Annotated in this window: 18 protein-coding genes and 1 pseudogene; 10 read left to right on the top strand and 9 right to left on the bottom strand. The window is 61.0% G+C overall.

Annotation, left to right across the window (positions count from 1 at the left end):
* Nucleotides 1-42 precede the first annotated feature (42 nt).
* From accC to gcbA, 6 genes and pseudogenes are all read right to left on the bottom strand, one after another.
* On the bottom strand, nucleotides 43-1,401 hold the full coding sequence (gene accC / locus ACRC4F_RS13475; RefSeq protein WP_010463885.1) for an acetyl-CoA carboxylase biotin carboxylase subunit: 1,359 nt from the start codon (nucleotides 1,399-1,401) through the stop codon (nucleotides 43-45).
* A 17-nt stretch (nucleotides 1,402-1,418) separates the two neighbouring features.
* Nucleotides 1,419-1,880 carry an acetyl-CoA carboxylase biotin carboxyl carrier protein gene (gene accB / locus ACRC4F_RS13470; protein ID WP_121733746.1) on the bottom strand — a complete coding sequence of 154 codons (462 nt, stop codon included), beginning with the start codon at nucleotides 1,878-1,880 and terminating at the stop codon, nucleotides 1,419-1,421.
* 48 nt (nucleotides 1,881-1,928) lie between these two features.
* Nucleotides 1,929-2,381: a type II 3-dehydroquinate dehydratase gene (gene aroQ, locus ACRC4F_RS13465; RefSeq protein WP_438659735.1), complete on the bottom strand. Its 453-nt coding sequence runs from the start codon at nucleotides 2,379-2,381 to the stop codon at nucleotides 1,929-1,931.
* A gap of 131 nt (nucleotides 2,382-2,512) precedes the next feature.
* The gene (locus ACRC4F_RS13460; protein WP_438659734.1) at nucleotides 2,513-4,264 is read right to left on the bottom strand and encodes a protein-disulfide reductase DsbD; all 1,752 of its coding nucleotides are present in this window, start codon (nucleotides 4,262-4,264) and stop codon (nucleotides 2,513-2,515) included.
* 162 nt (nucleotides 4,265-4,426) lie between these two features.
* Nucleotides 4,427-4,933: pseudogene (locus tag ACRC4F_RS13455) on the bottom strand (methyl-accepting chemotaxis protein); the annotation flags it as partial.
* Nucleotides 4,934-6,425: 1,492 nt separating this feature from the next.
* Nucleotides 6,426-8,096 (bottom strand): diguanylate cyclase GcbA, encoded by a 1,671-nt coding sequence (gene gcbA / locus ACRC4F_RS13450; protein WP_438659733.1) that lies wholly within the window; start codon nucleotides 8,094-8,096, stop codon nucleotides 6,426-6,428.
* Between the two features lie 436 nt (nucleotides 8,097-8,532).
* Here gcbA and ACRC4F_RS13445 point away from each other — a divergent pair, with 436 nt between their 5' ends.
* The 6 genes from ACRC4F_RS13445 (at nucleotide 8,533) to ACRC4F_RS13420 (ending at nucleotide 15,198) form a co-directional block, all read left to right on the top strand.
* Nucleotides 8,533-9,600, top strand: coding sequence for a DUF2333 family protein (locus ACRC4F_RS13445; protein ID WP_438659732.1), 1,068 nt, complete (start codon nucleotides 8,533-8,535; stop codon nucleotides 9,598-9,600).
* Between the two features lie 3 nt (nucleotides 9,601-9,603).
* Nucleotides 9,604-10,161 carry an NUDIX hydrolase gene (locus ACRC4F_RS13440; RefSeq protein WP_438659731.1) on the top strand — a complete coding sequence of 186 codons (558 nt, stop codon included), beginning with the start codon at nucleotides 9,604-9,606 and terminating at the stop codon, nucleotides 10,159-10,161.
* 178 nt (nucleotides 10,162-10,339) lie between these two features.
* The gene (locus tag ACRC4F_RS13435) at nucleotides 10,340-10,711 is read left to right on the top strand and encodes a translation initiation factor Sui1 (protein ID WP_010463867.1); all 372 of its coding nucleotides are present in this window, start codon (nucleotides 10,340-10,342) and stop codon (nucleotides 10,709-10,711) included.
* Nucleotides 10,712-10,934: 223 nt separating this feature from the next.
* Entirely contained in the window at nucleotides 10,935-12,848 is a 1,914-nt protein-coding gene (gene speA / locus ACRC4F_RS13430; protein WP_438659730.1) for an arginine decarboxylase, read from the top strand.
* 233 nt (nucleotides 12,849-13,081) lie between these two features.
* Nucleotides 13,082-14,404 (top strand): contractile injection system protein, VgrG/Pvc8 family, encoded by a 1,323-nt coding sequence (locus ACRC4F_RS13425; protein WP_438659729.1) that lies wholly within the window; start codon nucleotides 13,082-13,084, stop codon nucleotides 14,402-14,404.
* A complete protein-coding gene (locus tag ACRC4F_RS13420) occupies nucleotides 14,401-15,198 on the top strand; it encodes a DUF4123 domain-containing protein (RefSeq protein WP_438659728.1) in 798 nt (265 codons plus the stop codon). Before ACRC4F_RS13425 ends, ACRC4F_RS13420 begins: the two co-directional genes overlap by 4 nt.
* 47 nt (nucleotides 15,199-15,245) lie before the next feature.
* Here the strand turns inward: ACRC4F_RS13420 and ACRC4F_RS13415 are convergent, their stop codons facing one another.
* Together ACRC4F_RS13415 and ACRC4F_RS13410 are read right to left on the bottom strand one after the other, a co-directional pair.
* Entirely contained in the window at nucleotides 15,246-16,595 is a 1,350-nt protein-coding gene (locus ACRC4F_RS13415) for an MATE family efflux transporter (RefSeq protein ID WP_438659727.1), read from the bottom strand.
* Nucleotides 16,596-16,846: 251 nt separating this feature from the next.
* Nucleotides 16,847-17,140, bottom strand: coding sequence for a hypothetical protein (locus ACRC4F_RS13410; protein WP_010463857.1), 294 nt, complete (start codon nucleotides 17,138-17,140; stop codon nucleotides 16,847-16,849).
* A 260-nt stretch (nucleotides 17,141-17,400) separates the two neighbouring features.
* Between ACRC4F_RS13410 and ACRC4F_RS13405 the strand changes: the two genes are divergently transcribed.
* From ACRC4F_RS13405 to ACRC4F_RS13390, 4 genes are read left to right on the top strand one after another with little or no spacing between them, the layout of a single operon-like run.
* A complete protein-coding gene (locus tag ACRC4F_RS13405; protein ID WP_438659726.1) occupies nucleotides 17,401-17,703 on the top strand; it encodes a MazG-like family protein in 303 nt (100 codons plus the stop codon).
* The gene (locus tag ACRC4F_RS13400) at nucleotides 17,703-18,452 is read left to right on the top strand and encodes a methyltransferase domain-containing protein (protein ID WP_438659725.1); all 750 of its coding nucleotides are present in this window, start codon (nucleotides 17,703-17,705) and stop codon (nucleotides 18,450-18,452) included. The genes ACRC4F_RS13405 and ACRC4F_RS13400 overlap by 1 nt, the downstream gene beginning before the upstream one ends.
* 12 nt (nucleotides 18,453-18,464) lie before the next feature.
* Nucleotides 18,465-19,100 (top strand): DUF4136 domain-containing protein, encoded by a 636-nt coding sequence (locus ACRC4F_RS13395; RefSeq protein WP_438659724.1) that lies wholly within the window; start codon nucleotides 18,465-18,467, stop codon nucleotides 19,098-19,100.
* A 54-nt stretch (nucleotides 19,101-19,154) separates the two neighbouring features.
* Nucleotides 19,155-19,712, top strand: a complete 558-nt coding sequence (locus ACRC4F_RS13390) for a DUF4136 domain-containing protein (RefSeq protein WP_438659723.1) — start codon at nucleotides 19,155-19,157, stop codon at nucleotides 19,710-19,712.
* A 206-nt stretch (nucleotides 19,713-19,918) separates the two neighbouring features.
* Here the strand turns inward: ACRC4F_RS13390 and ACRC4F_RS13385 are convergent, their stop codons facing one another.
* On the bottom strand, nucleotides 19,919-20,773 hold the full coding sequence (locus ACRC4F_RS13385; RefSeq protein WP_438659722.1) for a MaoC family dehydratase: 855 nt from the start codon (nucleotides 20,771-20,773) through the stop codon (nucleotides 19,919-19,921).
* Nucleotides 20,774-20,775 lie beyond the last annotated feature (2 nt).

Here is a 20,775-nt window from a genome sequence, read left to right as displayed (position 1 = left end):
ACAAAGCCGCCCGAGGGCGGCCTTGTTTTTACCGGCTAGAGCTTAATGCTTGTCGCCAGCCAGCTTGTGTTCCAGGTAGTGGATGTTGATTCCACCTTTGCAGAAGCCTTCATCGCGGACCAGGTCGCGGTGCAGCGGGATGTTGGTCTTGATCCCGTCGACAACGATCTCGTCCAGCGCATTGCGCATGCGCGCCAGCGCTTCATCACGGGTTGCGCCGTAGGTGATCAGCTTGCCGATCAACGAATCGTAGTTCGGCGGAACGGCATAGCCACTGTACAGGTGCGAATCGACGCGAACGCCGTTGCCGCCTGGTGCGTGGAAATGCTTGACCGTGCCAGGGCTCGGCATGAAGGTTTTCGGGTCTTCGGCGTTGATTCGGCATTCCAGTGCATGACCGCGGATAACCACGTCTTCCTGGGTGTACGACAATTTGTTGCCAGCGGCGATGCTGAGCATCTCCTTGACGATGTCGATGCCGGTGACCATTTCCGAAACCGGGTGCTCAACCTGAACGCGGGTGTTCATTTCGATGAAATAGAACGCGCCGTTCTCGTACAGGAACTCGAAAGTACCCGCGCCACGGTAGTTGATGTCGATGCACGCCTTGACGCAGCGTGCGAGGACTTCAGCGCGAGCCTTCTCGTCGATGCCCGGTGCCGGCGCTTCTTCGAGAACCTTCTGGTGACGACGTTGCAGCGAGCAATCGCGGTCGCCCAGATGGATGGCGTGGCCCTGGCCGTCGGAAAGCACCTGGACTTCCACGTGACGTGGGTTGGTCAGGAATTTTTCCAGATAGACCATCGGGTTGCCGAACGCCGCGCCAGCTTCGGTGCGGGTCAGTTTTGCAAAGGAGATCAGGTCTTCTTCTTTATGCACAACGCGCATGCCGCGACCACCACCGCCGCCAGCGGCTTTGATGATCACCGGGTAACCGACTTCGCGACCGATGCGCAGAGCGGTTTCTTCGTCTTCAGGCAGTGGGCCGTCGGAACCCGGAACGGTTGGAACGCCTGCAGCGATCATGGCGTGCTTGGCCGATACCTTGTCGCCCATAAGGCGTATGGTGTCGGCTTTCGGGCCAATGAACGCGAAGCCGGAGTTCTCGACCTGTTCAGCGAAATCAGCGTTTTCCGCAAGGAAACCGTAGCCTGGGTGAATGGCGGTGGCGCCGGTCACTTCGGCCGCGGCGATGATGGCCGGAATGTGCAGGTAAGAGTGTGCGGCCGAGGCCGGACCGATGCAGACGGATTCGTCTGCCAGGCCCAGGTGCATCAGCTCTTTGTCGGCCTTGGAGTAAACGGCGACAGTCTTGATGCCCATCTCTTTGCAGGCACGCAGGATCCGCAGGGCAATCTCACCGCGGTTGGCGATCAGAACTTTTTCCAACTTCGCAGTCATCAAAGTTTCTCCGCGGTTCAAACGATGGTGAACAGCGGTTGGTCGTACTCAACCGGCTGGCCGTCTTCGACGAGGATGGATTCGATCACACCGCTGGTTTCAGCTTCGATGTGGTTCATCATCTTCATGGCTTCGACGATGCACAGGGTGTCGCCTTTCTTCACGGTCTGGCCGACTTCAACGAAGGACGGCGAGCTTGGCGAAGACTTGCGATAGAAGGTGCCGACCATCGGCGAACGGGCAACGGTGCCGTTCAGCACTGGTGCGGCCGGGGCAGCAGGCGCTGCAGCGGCAACCGGAGCGGCAGCAGCTGGTGCTGGAGCCGGAGCATGCATTGGAGCCGGTGCGTAGTACTGCTGAGCCGGGGTCTTGCTATGACGGCTGATGCGTACGGACTCTTCGCCTTCCTTGATCTCGAGCTCGTCGATGCCGGACTCTTCCAGCAATTCGATCAGTTTCTTAACTTTACGGATATCCATGAATCATCAACTCCCAAGGGTCGGTCAGGGGCGTTTAACGCTTGTAGTTCAAGTCGTTGCCTGTGTTTCAAGCTGTTCTAGCGCGGCCTCCAGGGCCAGTCGGTAACCGCTGGCGCCAAGGCCGCAGATCACTCCCACCGCTACGTCGGAGAAGTAAGAGTGATGGCGGAAAGGTTCGCGTTTGTGCACGTTAGACAAATGCACTTCGATGAATGGGATGCTCACCGCCAGCAGCGCGTCACGTAATGCGACACTTGTGTGCGTAAAAGCTGCTGGGTTGATCAGAATGAAGTCCACACCTTCGCCTTTCGCAGCGTGGATGCGGTCAATCAATTCGTACTCGGCGTTGCTTTGCAGGTACAGCAAATGGTGGCCGGCTTCACGGGCACGGCGTTCCAGGTCCTGGTTGATCTGCGCCAGTGTCGTAGCGCCATAGGTGCCCGGTTCGCGGGTGCCGAGCATGTTCAGGTTGGGTCCGTGCAGAACCAATAGCGTCGCCATCTGCTGTTCCTTGTTATCTGTGTGCAGTTGTCAGAACCCGGCGACTATGCCGCAAAGCCTTTGTGACTGTCCAGTTCTATGCAATAGCCAGCACGATGGCCGATGTTTGCGCGAAATATGTGACCGGGTTATTAAATCCGGTCATTTGCTTTGGCAACACGTTCGGCGAAGTCCGTCGCGTTGATCTCGCCGATCACTCGTACATCGGCGCGTTCGACGCCGTCCTTGCCGAAAAACATCAGGGCCGGAGGGCCGAACAGTTTGTAGCGGTCGAGCAGGGCGCGTTGCTCGGAATTACTCGCAGTGATATCGAAGCGCACGAGGCGATAGCCGTTCAGGCGTTCGACGACGGTGGCGTCGTGGAGTACTTCGCGTTCGATGACTTTGCAGCTGATGCACCAGTCCGCGTACCAGTCGAGCAGCAGCGGGGTGCTGGTGGATTTGGCCTCGGCGAGGACCCGGTCCAGGTCGGCCGGGGTGCTGATGGTTTGCCAGGCACTGGTGTTTTGCGGCTGTTCGTTGCCGACAATCGTGCGCGGCTGGCCAATCGGATTGAACGGGTCGGTCTGGCCGCTGAACGCCCCGAACCAGCAAGCCAGTGCATAAAACACCAGGAACATCCCGAGCAATTGACCGAGGCGTTTTCGAGGAGGTTTGTAGACGAATTCCAGCGCGCCCATGAACAAGCCGACGCCACCGGCCAGCAAACCGATCAGCAGCAAGGTGATCTGACCCGGCAAGACGCGACTGACCAGCCCGATGGCCAAGCCCAGCAACAACACGCCAATCGCATTTTTCACATAGACCAGCCACGGCCCGCTTTTCGGCAGCCAGGCTGCGCCACCGGTGGCCACGAGCAGCAGCGGCGCGCCCATGCCGAGGCCGAGCATAAACAGTTTCAATCCGCCGCCCAGCGCATCGCCGCTGGCGCTGATGTACAGCAACGCACCGGCCAGCGGTGCCGAGACGCAAGGCGACACCAACAGGCTGGACACAACGCCCAGCACCGCGGCGCCCCACAGCGATCCGCCTTCGGTGCGACCGGCGATGCGGTCCAGTCGGCTGCTGATGGCTTGCGGCAACTTGAGTTCGAACACGCCGAACATCGCGAGGGCAAACAGCGCAAAAAACATCGCGAACGGCACCAGCACCCACGCCGATTGCAGGCGCGCCTGAAGGTTGAGCTGAGCGCCGAACATCCCCATTAACGCTCCCAGCAGGGCGAAGCAGATGGCCATTGGCAGCACGTAAGCGAGCGACAGATTGAAGCCGCGCAACCCGCCGACCTGACCGCGCAACACCACGCCGGAGAGGATCGGCAGCATCGGCAACACACACGGGGTGAAGGTCAGGCCCAGTCCGGCGAGAAAGAACAAGGCAAGCTCGCGCCAACTCCAGTTCTGCGCGCTGGCGGGCGTCGGGGCGCCGATGCCATCAATGTTCAGGCGTTCGGTTTCGGGGGGATAACACAGGCCTTTGTCGGCGCAGCCCTGATAAGTCACGGCCAGGGTGAAGGCGCGGGGATCGGTGCGCGGCACTTCGACGTCGAGGATGCCGTGATAGACCTCGACATCGCCAAAGTACTCATCGTGCTTTTGTTCGCCCTTGGGCAATTGCGCCGCGCCAAGGACAACCTCGGCCGGATCGGCGTGAAACTGAAAGCGATGCCGATAGAGGTAGTAACCCTCGGTCGCGACAAAACGCAGCTTGATCGATTGCGGCGTGGTGTCGACCAGGCTCAGCTGAAAGGCCTCGCGCACCGGCAGGAAGTCGGCGCTGTTGTTGATCGAGCCCAGGGTGGAACTGGACCGACTCTCCAGCAACCCGGCGGCGGTGGCCGGCAGGGCGAGCACTAAAAGCAGCAGGCAAAGCAAACGGCGCATGACAATCTCGCGTATCGGAATTGGGGGCATGATAGCGGACAGTCGAGGGGTGTGCAGGCAGGGAACTGTGCGGTGATGGATCTGCCGCTATCGCCAGCAGGCTCGCTCCCACATTGGAATGCGTACCCCTGTGGGAGCGAGCCTGCTCGCGATGGCGGTCTGTCAGACGCGGAAAGCCTGAACGGCGGTATGCAGTCGCCCACCCAGCACCAACAAATTCTCCCCTTGCACGCGTCCCTCGCCGATACGCAGCAAGTTATCCCCACCCAATTGATGGATCCGTTCGCTGTGATCGCGGATCTCACTGACGGCGCCACTCTGCTGCGCCGTGACATCGGCAATGCGCACGGCGGTATCGGAAATGGTCTGGATCGCCCCGACGATTTTATCCAGGGCACCGTCGGCAGCCTGAGCCTGATTGGCCGTGGCTTCGGCGTGTTCGACCTGGGCACGCATGCCTTCCACCGATTGCCGCGCGGCGGTTTGCAGGCCGGCGATCAAGGTCTGGATCTCTGCCGTGGCCCCGGCCGTGCGTTGCGCCAGTGAGCGAACCTCTTCCGCTACCACCGCAAACCCGCGACCCATCTCCCCGGCGCGGGCGGCTTCGATCGCGGCGTTCAGGGCCAGCAGGTTGGTCTGGTCGGCAATCGAGCGGATCACCGTCAGCACACCGCCGATGGTTGCCGACTCTTCAGCCAGGTGCTCGATCATCTGCGCATTGCCCTGCACTTCACCCACCAGCGCGTGCAGCCCGGTGAGGCTCAGGCCGATGACTTTTTGGCCATGCTCTACCGCCAATCCGGCATGGCGACTGGCGTCGGCGGCCTGACTGGCATCGCCGGCGACCTGTTGAATCGTGGCTTCCAGTTCGCCGAGAGAATCACGGATCAGCGCGGTGTCGCCGGCCTGGTGTTCGGCGCCGCTGTGCAGGTCGTTGCTCAGCTCGGCCAGGCTGCGGCTGCTGCCGGCAACCTGCTCGGCATTCAGGCGAATGGTCCCCACCAGGTCCACCAGGTACGCGCGCAAGCGATTGAGCGACGCTTCAATGTCGTGCAGTTCGCGATTGGTCTTGCCCAGCTGAATGTCCTGGCTGAAGTCGCCCTCGGCCCAGGTTGAAAGGGCTGGAGCCAGGTTGGTCAGCGTGCGGGCCAGTTTTCGTTGCAAGGTGTCGATCAGCAGCGCGATCAGCAGAATCAGGCCGATCATCACGCCTTGCATCAGTCGCACTTCGCCCTGGATCTGCCCGTGCTGGGCACGGACCACCGGTTCCAGTCCGGCGATGGCCTGCTGCACGTCGGCGATTTTCAGGTGTGTCGCGGTGCTGAGGTCGGTGCGCTTCTGGATCTGGTCGCGAGTGCGCGCCAGCTCAGCGGGGTAGCGCGTCAGCAGGCTGTTGAGTTCCCGTTTGAGGCCGACGCCGGCGTCTTCGGCGACAGCTTTTTCGGTGTTCTCCAAACCCATCATCGCCGCGAAATCATCCGTGCCGGATTCGCTGCTGGCCGCCACGCCGAGCAGCGGCAAGGCGCCGATCAGCTCGGACTGTGCGCTGATGCTGGCGACTTCGCGTTCGACATCGGCGGCCAGTTCACTGCGACCGCTACTGACCAGTTTGTCCCGGGCCAGCGACAGTTTGCCCAAGTGTTGGGACGCGGCGAGCAGAGGCGCGAGGTACGCCGCCTTGCCGCTGGCGTATTGGCTGAGTTGGTCGAGGCTGGCGCCAAGTTCGCGTTCGGCTTGCAGCAGCAGCGCCTGGGGATCACCGGCGAGTTTGCCGGCGGCCAGCAGGTCGGTTTTGCTGAATTCATTCAGGTTCGACAGGCTCGGGCGCAAGGTGTCGGCCAGCGCCGGCGGCAATTCACCGAGTTCCTTTTCCAGACCAACAATGGCCTGGCTGGCGCTGCTCAGGCGCAGGGCATCGCCGCTGGCGAGGTAATCCTCGACGTTGCGCGCCACTTCATTCTGAAATTGCTGAGACAACCCCAGATAACGCTCCATTAGCAGATATGGGCGTTCGAGGGCTTTTTGCGACCACCAGAGCGTCGCGCCAAGGGCCACGCACACGGCGACTAAAAGGAGGGTGTTGAGATTGGTCAGCAGCTTCAGGCGCATCGCGGGTCTACCAACGGCAGAATGGTAAGCGCCTGAAGTTATTGCGTTTCTGTTACAGGGTTATGACGGAATGGGTCCATTCCGATGAAAAAGTGGCACTTTGCTTTGACGTTCGCGCCGCCTGCACGCGGTTGCGTCCGCCGTCCTTGGCACGGTACAGCGCTTCGTCCGCCTGGCTGGCCATCATCAGGCTGTCGGAGTGTTCGCACAGCTCCACCACTCCGGCGCTGAAGGTGCACCACAAATCCTGGGGCTGGGCCGGATAGTGGATTTCGGCAAAGCGCTGACGGATTTCATCGAGCACCCTGTGGGCCGCTTCGAGATCGGTGTCCGGCATGACGATGGCGAACTCTTCACCACCGTAGCGGCCGATGAAGTCGGTCTTGCGCAGCCGCTGCTTGAGGAACAGCGCCAGGCTCTTGATCACCCGGTCGCCCATGGGGTGGCCGTGGCTGTCGTTGACCCGTTTGAAGTGGTCGATATCGAGCATCGCAAAACTCAGCGGCTTGCTCTCGCGGCGAGCGCGGAAACTGCAGTCTTCGAGCAGTTGCAGGATATGGGTGTGGTTGTACAGACCGGTCAGGCTGTCGCGGACCATCCGCGCTTTCAGATTGCGTGCCCGCGCCGCACGGTTGCGCACGGTGGTGATCAGGTGCCGCGGCTTGATCGGCTTGGTCAGGAAATCGTCGCCGCCTTCGCTCATGGCGTCGAGTTGCTTGTCCAGATCATCTTCGGCCGACAGGTAAATGATCGGCACGCTGACGTAACGGTCGTTGTGACGGATAACCTTGGCCAGTTCCGTGCCGGTGCAGGTTGGCATGTACATGTCGAGGATGATCAGGTCCGGCTGAAAGTCCGCCAGTTCGGCCATGGCCTGAATCGGATCGATCAAGGTGCGCGTGACGATCCCGGCGCTGTTCAACAGGCGCTCGGTGTGCAGCGCCTGGGCGCGGGAGTCGTCGATGATCAGCACTTTATAAGGTTCGTACTGGGCGACACAGGTCAGCACTTCGATCTTCTCCAGCAGGCTCGAGGCTTCGAGGGTGCCGGTGAGGAATTCCTGGCCACCGGCGCGCACGGCGGCGAGGCGGGTCGGGGTGTCGGTTTCATGCAAACTGAAGAACAGCAGCGGTAAAGGCTCGTCCAGTCCGACCTGGGCTTCGGCGGCCAGTTTCAGGCCGATGCCGGTGCCACTGAAGTCCACATCCATGACAATCGCCGCAGGCAGGCGCTCGACCATCGAAGAGCGAAACGCCGCCACGCTGTCGAGGGATTGGGCGCTGAGCCCGAAAAACTCCAGCTGCTTGGCCAGGCGCTCGGCGCGGTCGTGATCCTGCAGCATCACGTAGATGGGCTTGCGTAGAGGCGGCAGGAAAGTTTGTTCGAGTTGATCACCGTGGCGCAGGCCGGTGCGCGACAGGCGCTGCATCAAGCGATTGAGGTCGGTGATCAGGCCGCTGCTCAGGCGTCCCCGATTGGCGTCGACAGCCTCCAGCGACAGGCCGATGTGGCGCGCCAGTTGCGTGTGTTCCGGTTGTTCGAAACGCTCGGCGAACCGCAGCAGGCGCAGGTTGGCCTCGCTCAGTTCGGACAAGTCGGTGGTGGACCACTCAGTGCGTTGCAGGCGCTGCCATATCTCAAGAATCTGACGTGCCTGATGAATTACCCGCTGGGCAAAGTGGTGCTTGAGGCGCTCACGGCTGGGGTCTTCTGGCTCGGTCATATCCTGACTACTAGTTAGGGTGCATGCTGAGATCGACTGGTGGCTCTATGCTAGCACCTCTTTTCAATCCCATGAGCGTCGTGCGTCAATAATCTGCAAAGCGGCAGCATTCAGTTTCTGACTGACTGGTCGCATAGGCTCGCCGCTGTGCGCAATCATGTAGCAGCTGGCGCAGCCTGCGTTCGGCTCGGGCCGCGTTCGGACGCAGCAGTCGTAAAACCTGAGCGCGAGGTATTCCTGAATCACCGCATCGCCTGATTTCACGACTGCTTCGTCCGAACGCGGCCCGAGCCGAATGCAGGCTGCGCCAGCTGCTACAAAGGTGTGTGCTTCATTTATAGTGGCGCCTCGACGATGCGATTGTGTGGCAAACGAGGCACGATGGCGTAGGGTTGTGGTCGAACCGATGAACTCAAGTGATTGAAAGGATATCGCCATGCTGGACTGGAAGAATCGCGCGGGCAGCGCGCCTGAACGTGCCGCTGAACCGAAATCGGCTACCCGTAGTTACGTCGGCGGCCTGCTGTTCAGCCGGGCACTGGCCACGTTGATTGGCCTTTACCTGCTGGTGGCGATTGCGCTGGGCTGGTATTGGAGTCAGGAACCTGCGCTGTTCCCGGTTCAGCAAAATGCTCAGGCGGCTGCCGAGAAAGAAGGCAAGCAGATGGTCGTCGGCTACACCACGGTAGAAACCCTCAAGACCGTCGCCGGCACGTTGCTGAGCAAACCAGGTGGTTATATTTCCAACGACCGTTTCCCGCCGGGCCTGTGGATGGACAACACGCCGAGCTGGGAATATGGCGTGCTGGTTCAGGTCCGCGACCTGAGTCGTGCCATGCGTAAAGACTTCGCGCGGTCCCAGTCGCAGTCCACCGAAGACGCTGACCTGGCCAAGGCCGAGCCGCGTTTCAACTTCGACAACAAAAGCTGGGTGCTGCCGTCCAGTGAGTCCGAATACCAGGAAGGCATCAATTCCCTGAGCCGTTATCAGGCACGCCTGTCCGATCCGAGTCAGAAGAGCGCGCTGTTCTATGCCCGCGCCGATAACCTGAACAACTGGCTGGGCGATGTCGGCACCCGTCTGGGCTCGCTGTCGCAACGGCTGTCGGCCAGCGTCGGCCGGGTCAAACTCAATACGGCGTTGAAAACCGAAGTGCTGGCGCCGGGTCAGGTGCCACAGGTCGATGAAGAAATCGTCGAAACCCCGTGGATGCAGATCGACAACGTGTTCTACGAAGCTCGCGGCCAGGCCTGGGCCTTGTCCCACCTGCTGCGTGCCATCGAAGTCGACTTCGCCGATGTGCTGGCGAAGAAGAACGCCACGGTCAGCGTGCGTCAGATCATTCGCGAGCTGGAAGCATCGCAGGAGCCGGTCTGGAGCCCGATGATCCTCAATGGCAGCGGCTTCGGCGTGCTGGCCAACCACTCGCTGGTCATGGCCAACTACATTTCCCGGGCCAACGCCGCAGTGATCGATCTGCGTCAATTGCTCAATCAGGGCTGAGTCATGGTCGATACCGCCAATGAGGCTGCCCACCGCGCAGCCTCGGATGCCGAACAGATCGCCTGGGTCGACGAGCAGGACAACCTGCTCGGCGCCCTGGTCCGTTCCGACCTGCGCGAGCGCGGGCTGATCGGGCGTGGCACCTACATCATGCTGTTCAATTCGGCCGGTGAACTGTGTGTTCACCGTCGAACCCTGAGCAAAGCCATTTACCCCGGTTACTGGGACGTGGCGGCAGGTGGCATGGTGCTCGCCACCGAGACGTATGCCGAATCGGCTGCCCGAGAACTGGAAGAAGAGCTGGGCGTGAGCGGTGTGGAATTGACCGCCCATGATCACTTTTTCTTCGAGGACACCGGCAATCGCCTCTGGTGTTCGGCTTTTTCGGCTGTGTGGGACGGTCCGTTGATCCTGCAGCCGGAAGAGGTGCTGGAAGCGCGCTTCCTCCCTATCGATCAGGTCCTCCTGGAAATCCAGCAAAAGCCTTATTGCCCGGACTCTCTGGCCGCGTTGAAGCGCTATCTGCGCGCGCGTGGCGAGGACGTCGCAAAAGAGCTATAAATTGGCGCCGATTGGCTCTTAGCAAGTCGGCTTTTTGCCGTTACACTGCGCGACCTTTTCAAACTGAACCAGCGTTGCCTGGCTCAGTAGCGCTGCCCCTGCCTGAGTGGGGCTTCGCGGTCGATGGCAGCTTCCCGGGTTGCCGCGACCAGTCTTTGTCCTCCCAAGAGGATTGCCGGTGGCCAAAAAAGCCGCATCCTTCGCCGCCCTTGGTGGCCTGGTATTTTCCACCGACGCAGGTCGTCATTGCCCCGATTGCAGTAAACCGGTGGACGCCTGTATCTGCAAACAGACCGTTATCCCGGCCGGCGACGGCATCGCTCGCGTGCGTCGAGAAAGCAAGGGCCGTGGCGGCAAGACGGTGACCACCATCACCGGCGTGCCGTTGGCGGAAGAAGCGCTCAAGGACCTGGCCACCACGTTGAAGAAACGCTGTGGGACCGGGGGAGCGTTGAAAGACGGAATCATCGAAATCCAGGGCGATCATGTCGAGCTACTCTTGGCTGAACTGATCAAGCTGGGATTCAAAGCGAAGAAGTCCGGCGGCTAGCAGCCTCTGTGAAAACCACCCTCGGCTTGATCCAGTCCCGATTCAACTCTGGCCTGGCGTCGTCTACATGGTTTTCACAGAGCCTGTTCTGACCGGTTTCTAAACTCAGCGCTGAATGTGAGGTCTATGGCCCTTGCATGCAGGCTAATCGTCATTTTCATTCTTTAGACTGCGCCGGCCTGAACCCAGGCGACGCTCTATGACTTCTTTATAGGGGACTTCAATGTCCGTACGACGCACACGCAAAGACGATGGCAGCCAATGGACAGTTGCGGACAGCCGCAGTGTTTACGGGATTCGCCATTGGGGGGCCGGGTACTTCGCGATCAATGACGCCGGTCGCGTCGAAGTTCGTCCGAACGGTCCGACCAGTTCGCCTATCGACCTCTTCGAGCAAGTCGACCAGCTGCGTAAAAGCGGCCTGTCCTTGCCGTTGCTGGTGCGTTTCCCTGACATTCTGCAAGACCGCGTACGTCAGCTGACCGGCGCCTTCGACGCCAACATCGAGCGCCTGGAATACCAGAGCAAGTACACCGCGCTGTACCCGATCAAGGTGAACCAGCAGGAAGCAGTGATCGAAAACATCATCGCTACCCAGGATGTTTCCATCGGCCTGGAAGCGGGCTCCAAGCCTGAGCTGCTGGCTGTGCTGGCCCTGGCGCCGAAGGGCGGCACCATCGTTTGCAACGGTTACAAGGACCGCGAGTTCATCCGTCTGGCGCTGATGGGCCAGAAGCTGGGCCACAACGTGTTCATCGTGATCGAGAAAGAATCCGAAGTCGCCCTGGTGATCGAAGAAGCTGCCTCGCTGAAGGTCAAGCCTCAAGTCGGCCTGCGCGTGCGCCTGTCGTCCCTGGCTTCGAGCAAGTGGGCTGATACGGGTGGCGAGAAATCCAAGTTTGGTCTGTCGGCGGCGCAGCTGCTGTCGGTGGTCGAGCGTTTCCGCGCGGCCGGCCTGGATCAGGGCATTCGCCTGCTGCACTTCCACATGGGCTCGCAGATCGCCAACCTGGCGGACTACCAGCACGGGTTCAAGGAAGCGATTCGTTACTACGGCGAACTGCGCAACCTCGGCTTGCCGGTTGACCACATCGACGTCGGTGGCGGTCTGGGCGTCGACTACGACGGTACGCACTCGCGCAACGCCAGTTCGATCAACTACGACATGGACGATTACGCCGGTGTCGTGGTCGGGATGCTCAAGGAATTCTGCGATGCGCAAAGCCTGCCGCACCCGAATATCTTCTCCGAAAGCGGCCGCTCGCTGACTGCTCACCACGCCATGCTGGTGGTGCAGGTGACCGACGTCGAGAAGCACAACGACGACGTGCCGCAGATCGAGAACAAGGAGTCTCTGCCGGAAACCGTGCAGTGGCTGGTTGATCTGCTGGGCCCGACCGACATCGAGATGGTCACCGAAACCTACTGGCGCGCCACGCACTACATGAGCGACGTGGCCACTCAGTACGCCGACGGCAAGCTGACCCTGGCGGAAAAAGCCCTGGCCGAGCAATGCTACTTCGCCGTGTGCCGTCGCCTGCACAACTCGTTGAAGGCACGTCAGCGTTCGCACCGTCAGGTGCTCGACGAACTCAACGACAAGTTGGCCGACAAGTACATCTGCAACTTCTCGGTGTTCCAGAGCCTGCCGGACACCTGGGCCATCGGCCAGGTCCTGCCGATCCTGCCGCTGCACCGTCTCGACGAAGAGCCGCTGCGCCGCGCCGTGCTGCAAGATCTGACCTGCGACTCCGACGGCAAGATCAAGCAATACGTCGACGAGCAGAGCATCGAAACCAGCCTGCCGGTTCACGGTTTGAACGAAGGCGAAGACTACCTGCTGGGTATCTTCCTGGTCGGTGCCTACCAGGAAATCCTCGGCGACATGCACAACCTGTTTGGTGACACCGATTCGGTGAACATCTACCAGAACGCCGACGGCAGCGTGTACCACGCCGGTATCGAAACCCACGACACCATCGAAGACATGCTGCGTTACGTGCACTTGTCGCCGGAAGAGCTGATGACCCACTACCGCGACAAGTGCGCAAGTGCCCGCATCACTGCTGCCGAGCGTACCCAGTTCCTCGACGCTCTGCGCCTGGGCCTGACCCGTTCGTCTTACCTGTCTTCTTGAGGTAAGGCACCGCTCCCATCAGGTTGTCTGAAAATGTTCCGCACGCGGCGGAAATTTCAGATGACCTGGTGCGAAGCTTCTCTATTTTCCACCGAAATGACCGACATTCATGGCTATCCATGCGAAGTGGTCCTCTTTTCGCGTAGGTCATTTCCTAAGTTGTAGTTCGGCACTCTACTCGGCCAACTCTCTCGGAGAGAATCCCCGGCCGCCCCTCCTGTAGAGAATCGCCGATGTTCGATCCAGTCAACGAGCCGTCATTTCGTCTGGATGTAGAGGGTCTGCCCGACCCCGTTGAGGTCTTGGCCTTTACCGGCAGTGAAGCGATCAGCGAACCGTTCGTGTTCGACGTTGATCTGCTGATCGATGACCCGACATTGGACCTGGCAAGCCTGCTGTATCGTCCGGCCTTTTTGCACCTCGGCCCGCCGGGAACCGGTTTTCACGGACAGTTGCATGAACTCGCCCAGGCGGGGCATGGCACTGTCCCGAGGCTTTGTCGTGTGCGCCTGAAGCCGAAACTGGCCTGCCTGGCCCAGCGTTTCAGCCAGCGCGTCTTCAGCAACCGGTCTGTACCCGAGATCCTCGCGCAGGTGCTGAAGGAGCATGGCATTGCCGGCAAGGATCGGCGCTTTGAATTGGCCGGCGATTATCCACCGCGTGATTTCTGCACGCAGTACCGGGAGTCGGACCTGCAATTTTTCCAGCGTCTGTGTGCCCAGGAACGGCTTCATTACCACTTCGAGCATCGTCGGCGCGGGCACTGCCTGGTCTTTGGTGACGGAAAGGGGCAATTTCAGCGGGGAGCCGAGATGTTGTTTGAGCCCGACGCCGGACAGCCCGGCGTGCAGCAGTTCAAAGTTCAAGGCAACACGCAGGCTGGCGAAGGCCAGACGAACCTGATGACGCTGCGCAGTGGCCAGCATGCTCCGTTGTGCGGCCATCCGTGCGCCGACTGGAATCGTCTCTGGTTGCTGACCCATGTCGAGCATCAGGGGGGGCAGACGCCGGGGTTTGCTTATGGCAACCAGATCCGTGCGGTTGCCGGGGCGTTACCTTGCGCGGCACCTCATTCGGTCATGAGCCCACGAATGCACAGCCTGCAACGGGCCTGGGTGGTCGATATCGATGAGGCGCAACCCGATTCATCCAGACCCGTCGCCGTGCAGTTTGACTGGGTCTATCAGGGCGAAGGCGCAGCGCCCAGCCATTGCTGGCTGCCGTTGGCAGCGGAATTGGGCGATGTGCACGCCATGCCGTTGATTGAAGGCACTCAGGTGCTGGTGAGCTTTATCGAAGGTGATCCGGATCAACCTTTAATCAGCGGTTTTCTGCCTGGCCCACCTTTCTCCCGAGCGTCAGGCTTGCCCGAGCTCCCTCCCGCCGCAGCGATAGATGACAACGCTGCCGTCGACGGATTGTTGCGCTTGTTGCAGTCCAGCGAGCCGATAGTGCTGCTGTGTCTGTTGCCCGGCGGGGGCAGTTTCAACCATTGCGCGCAAGCCTTCTGCACCTGCCGGGCAGCGACGCAGCTTGGCCAGAGCGGTGCGGCATGATCGTCGCCCAGGCGCCCGAATCCATGGCGCAATGGCTCCTGCTCGACGTACCGGGGGAGCCCCGGGCCGGTGCAGTGCTGCGCCAGCAGTTTGCGCAGGTTCGCTGGTTCCGACTGTTCGATGGCACCGAATTGCAACCCTTACGCGAGCACGGGCCGCTGTTGGTCGACCTCAAGGAATGCCCGGCACTGGCCGATCTATGCCAGCGCGAACCGCGCAGTTGGAGCGGTTTGTTGCTGGTCAGTGAAGCTTCGTCGGCGCAACTGCTCGAGCATTTGCGCCGCATGCTCACGGTCACCTTTGGCCTGCACCACCGCGGGTTGTTGAGTTACTACAATCCACACACTGCCAGTTACTTTTTCGACGCCTGCGATGCCCTGGAACTGAGTCGCTGGCTGGGTCCGATCAGTCAGATGCGCTGGTTTGGCGGAACCTGGGCCGACCGGGCAATCGGCAGTCAGGGCTGGCAGCGGTTGTCCAATCCGGGGCTTGCCGTCAGTCCGTTGGCCGTCGAAGAAAACCTGACGCCTCGTCAGCGGGACACCTTGCAAACCTGTCTGCTCGAGCAGCATGCCTGGCATTGGAGCCGGTCCACAGGGACCGACTACAACAGCCAGTGGTCCATTATTCAGGAAGGGCTGGCGCTGGGATTCAGCGAACGCCCGGTGCTCGATGGCTGGATATGGCTGCGCTTGCAGTATCCCGACGCTACGCCCCTGCAGCCATTGCGCGGAATGACCCAGCAGGAGCGTCTCGATAGCCTGCGCAACCGGTGGCAGAACGATCAGTCCTGAACCCGGGGTTCGACATTGATGGGCGACTCTCTCCGGCGCCCTCCGACTTAGCCGGCCCGTCCTGTGAACCAGCCGTCGTTCTTGCGCAACAACCAGGCAAACGCGCCGAGGGTCAGGCTGCGCAGTGCCATGAACAACAGGAACGTTATCCACAGTCCATGGTTGCCCAGACCCTGCAATGCCCAGGCGAACGGCAGCAGGAGAATGACCGTCAGCAGCATGCCGTTGCGCATTTCCCGGGCACGCGTGGCGCCGATGAACAGCCCGTCGAGCAGGTAGCTCCACACGGCAATCAGCGGCAGCGCGGCGAGGTAGGGCAGGTAGATGAACGCGGTATCGCGCACGCTCTGGATGTCGGTCTGCATCTCGATGAACAGGTGTCCGGCGAAGGCGAACAGCACGGCGAAACCCAGGCTCGCCAGCAACGACCAGCCACAGGCAACGACCAATGAGCGACGCAACGCTTCTCGATCACGCGCACCGATGGCATGCCCGCACAGGGCTTCCACGGCATGGGCCAAACCATCCAGCGCGTGGGCGGTCAGCAGCAAGCCGTTGAGCAACAAGGCGTTGGCGGCGACGGTGGCATCGCCGAGCCGCGCACCTTGTACGGTGATCAGGAAAAATACCGATTGCAGCGCCAGGCTGCGGATGAAAATGTCGCGGTTGACGGCCAGCAGTGGCCGCCAGCTATGCCACAACGCCAGAGCGGCCCAGGCGATGTGCCCGGGATAAGCGCGCAGGGCTTTGCGAGTCATCAGCAGGCCGATCAGCGCGCCGGTCCATTCGGCGATCACCGACGCCCGGGCCGCGCCGACCACGCCCCAGTCCAGTCCGAGGACGAACCACAGGTTCAGCGCGATGTTCACCAGGTTGGTGCTCAACAGAATAGCCAGCGGCGCCCGGGCGTTCTGGGTGCCCAGGAACCAGCCCACCAGCGCATAACTGGCCAGTGCCGCCGGCAGACCGAATAGGCGTGTGTGGAAAAATTCGCGGGTGAGTTGGTCGAGTTCGGCCGAGGGTTGCATGAAGTGCAGCGCGACGCCGCTCAACGGGACGCCCAAGGCGCCCAGGACAATCGCGAGCCCCATCGCCAGCAACAAGCCCTGCAACAAAATTTGCCGCAACGCCGCGCCATCCCCACGGCCGGCGGCCTGGGCCGCGAACCCCGTCGTGCCCATCCGCAGAAAGCCCATGCCCCAGGCCAGAAAGGTGTACAGGCTGGCCCCGACCGCGACAGCGCCCAACTGATGGGCGTGGGGCAGGTGACCGATGACGGTACTGTCGACCAGCGCCACCAGCGGAACGGAGATGTTCGAAAGAATCATCGGCGCAGCCAGCGCCCAGACCCGGCGATGGGTAGGGCGGTCGCGCCAGTCGGCAATCAGGTTGGACATGCAGGCTCCTTGGGGGAGCGGGCATTGTAGCGGTTGATTGGGGATTTGCTGTGAATCAGAAATCGACCCCTCACCCCAACCCTCTCCCCATGGGGGAGAGGGGGAAAGGGAGCTGATCTCCATGCTTTTCAAAGCTTGAGTTCGACTCGATATTTCAGGTCGATGTAGTTTGAAAGAACACCTCGGTCAGTCCCCTCTCCCTACGGGCGGTCCGACGTTTCGGGAGGGTTAGGGTGAGGGGGATTTACGGATCAATGGATTATCCAGCTCAACAACCACAGCCCCAGCACCAACCAGATGATCCCCATGATGATCGACGCATTCATGAACGCCCTGATCGCCGACCACAACAGCATTAACCCCAGGATCAGCGCGATGATGCTGATGATCGAAGTGTCCATGCCCAGTGCACGGGACAAACCTTCGACAAAGTTACTGCCGGCATGGCTCAACAGGTTGAACAAGCCGCTGAGGCCATCAACGATAAACCGGATGACCGAACCGAGAGCCTGGCCGAGCCATTCGAAAAAACTTTCTACCTGCATGTCGTGAACGTCCTGATGTTAAGTGGTGGCGTGCTTGCCGGACTTGAGCCTTGGGCCATGGATCACGGTGCCGAGTTCCCCACAAGCATAGAGGGTTGCATAGACCCTGTGGGAGTGAGCTTGCTCGCGATTGCGGTCTGTCAGCCAGCATTGATGTTGAATTTGAAGCCGCTATCGCGAGCAGGCTCGCTCCCACACAAAATCACCCACTTGCCATCCCTGGCCATCCCCCCGAAGCTATACGCCTTCAGGAGAACCCGATGAACCTTGTTGAACTGACCGAACGCCTGCACGCCATTCGTGACCGCAATGACTGGCAGCAATTTCACAGCCCGAAAAACCTGGCCATGGCCGCGTCCGTGGAAATGTCCGAGCTGGTGGAGATCTTCCAGTGGCTGACCGAAGACCAGTCGCGCCAGTTGCCGGCGGACAAACTGGCCCACGCCGGGCAGGAAATTGGCGATATCGTGCTCTATCTACTGCTGCTGTGCGGCGAGTTGGGGTTGGACATGAATGAAGTGGTGCGCAACAAACTCGCGGACAGCGAAAAGAGGTTCAGCTGATGAGCGATCGTCATTTCGATCAATTGGCGACCCGGTTTGCCGAAAAAATCTACGGCGGTGCCAAAGGCGCAATCCGTCTCGCAGTGCTTCAGGCCGACCTGGCCGAAACCCTGCCGGACCGGCCTCTACGCGTGCTGGATATTGGCGCGGGGCTGGGCCACATGTCGTTGTGGCTGGCCCAGCGGGGTCATGACGTCACGCTGGCCGAACCCGCCGAACCGATGCTCGAAGGCGCTCGCCAGCGCTTCGCCGATGCCGGACAGACCGCCACGTTCATCCAGGCACCGTGGCAGGAATTGCTCGGTCAGCTCACCGAACCTTACGACCTGGTGCTGTGCCATGCGGTACTGGAATGGCTCGCCGAACCCCACGCGATCCTGCCCGTGCTGCATCAGTTGACCAGGCAGGACGGCTGGCTGTCCCTGGCCTTCTACAACCGCGATGCGCTGATCTACCGCAACCTGCTCAAGGGTCACTTCCGCAAAATGCGCAAGAACGACATGGCCGGCGAGAAGCAGAGCCTGACCCCGCAGCAGCCCCTTGATCCGCGTGAACTGGCGGCGCAACTTGAGGGCCTGTGGCAGGTCGAAACCCAGAGCGGGGTACGGGTTTTTCACGACTACATGCCGGTGGAATTCCAGGCCCGCGCCGAACTTGTGGACCTCCTCGAGATGGAGCTGGCCCACCGTCGTCACCCAAGCTTTGCCGGGCTTGGGCGCTATCTGCACTGGATCTGTCGGCCGGTCTGATCGGAGCGCAACATGAAAAGTCGTTCAGGGTTACTGGTGATCTGTCTCGGGTTGGCGGCCTGCCAAGGCAGTAACCCTTATGTGGCGACTTCCAACCCCTTGCCGCCGGCACCGCCTCAGGCGGCCACGACCTTCGACCGCAGCGCCTACCCGGCACCGCCGCGGGACTACGGGCGCTACCGCAGCTGGGCCTGGCTCAACGGTCAATTGCCGCCGGGCAGCGCCTGGGCGGACTCGGCCCAGGTCGCGGAAGCGGTCAGCAACGCGCTCGATCAGCGCGGCTTGCGTCCGCTGCATGACAACACCCGCCCGGCCGACCTGTTTGTCAGCGCCGATCTGCATCTGGAAACCCGTTTGCGCCAGGTTCGGGACGATTATGGCTATTACGGCGGGGGTTATTACGGAGGTGGTTACAACCGCTACGGCAATGGCTATGGCAATGGCTATGGCATGTACAACACGGTGCCAATCGTGCGCACGTATCAGGAACAGGTCGTGGTTGTGCGGGTGGATTTGTTCGACGCTCAAAGCGGCCAGCCGGTGTGGAGTGCCAGTGCCGAAACCGGTAATCGGGGCAGCCAGAGTGAGCGTGCCGATGCAATACGGGAGGCTGTAGAAAAGGCCATGTCGGCGTATCCTCCCAGTTAGCTTCTGTTGTTTAGAGGCCTTTCAAAGGTTCATGTCTTCAACCGGAGAACCATCATGATCCGCCGTTTCGCTTTACTGGCTGTGGCCGCGCTGCTCAGTGCCTGCGCCGCCAACCAGGTCAATAATGACTTCGATGCCAGCCGCGACTTCGCCGCCTATCGCAGCTGGACCTGGAAAGAACCTGCCCTGCAATATCGCCCCGATGACCCACGGATCAAGAGCGATCTGACCGAACAGCGCATCCGCCAATCGGTGGCCGATCAGCTGGATCAACGAGGCCTGCGTCCGGCCGCTGCCGGCAGCCAGGGTAATTTGAACGTGCAGACTTACCTGATCGTCGAAGAGCGCCAGCAACAGGTGACCACCAACTATGGCGGCGGTTGGGGTAATCCCTGGAATGGTTATTGGGGCGGGCCGATGTACAACGAAACCCGCAATGTGACCTACAAAGTGGCGACCATCCAGATCGATCTGCTCGACGGCAAGGACGGCAAACTGGTGTGGCGTGGCAGCGATGAGCAAATGCTCAGCCGTACGACCAATCCGTCGGATCGCAGCACGGCGATACGTGAAACCGTGGGGCGCATCCTCGCCAACTATCCACCGCACTAATCTTCAAACGACGCGATCCCCTGTGGGAGCGAGCCTGCTCGCGATGACGGTCGTTCAGTCAAAACAGATGTCGCCTGAACCATCGCCATCGCGAGCAGGCTCACCCCCACATTCGATCTCAGGCGATCACCTGTTTTGTGTCCGCAGAAGATCCATTGTGGAATGAGCCTGCTCGCGATGGCGGTGTCCCAGGCACCAGACATCAATCAGGCAACCGGCCGCCAATGCCCCACCATGTGCTCCAGATCCTCCGCACCCACCAGCTGAAAGTCCCCGCTTGACCCTGCCGCACTGGACAGCAACGTCACCTCGCTCGGTAACCGCACCGGCTTTTTGAACTGCACCGCGATCTCGACATTCGCCGTAGGCAGATGCTCACTCAGCGCCGCCAACGTTCGGGCCTTGTTCCACAACCCATGGGCAATGGCTGTCGGAAAACCAAACAGCTTGGCGCTCGCCGCACTCAGGTGAATCGGGTTGTAATCGCCGGATACCTTGGCGTACTGCCGGCCAATGTCCGTTGGTGCATTCCAGCGCGCCACTTCCAGCATCTCCAGGGTCGATGCCAAGACTTCCTCGACAGGCTCGCCTTCCAGCTTGACCCCACGGCACAGCATCTGGCTCTCTGCCTCCCACAACGGCCCCAACTGATCGTCGAGCGTGGTCACCAGATCGAACGTCGCACCCTTGGCATGCGGTTGCAGGTTCTGCACCTGCACGCTGACCCGCACGCGGTGTACGCCGCCCATGGGGCGCAATACGCGAATGCGATTGCTCAGGTGAATCAGGCCCAGCAGCGGGAACGGAAATGCCTTGGCCGTGAGCAATTGCATCTGCAAGGCAAACGCCAGGATGTGTGGATAAGTCGGCGGCAGCAATCCATTGTCGGCAAAACCGCAGACCTTGCGATACGCCGCCAGACGTTTGGGATCGACCTCGACCCAGCAGCGCAAGCCCGTGTCGGGCAATGTGGTGCCGGTGATTTTGCGCCGCATCGCCGCCTGCACGTACAGACCCGTCAGGCTCGGCTCGCGGTTGAGTGTGTGCCAATCGGTGATCATCG

This window comes from Pseudomonas sp. (genome assembly GCF_051660785.1).
In the GTDB taxonomy this organism is placed as follows: domain Bacteria; phylum Pseudomonadota; class Gammaproteobacteria; order Pseudomonadales; family Pseudomonadaceae; genus Aquipseudomonas.
This window is presented reverse-complemented; position numbering and strand designations above follow the sequence as displayed.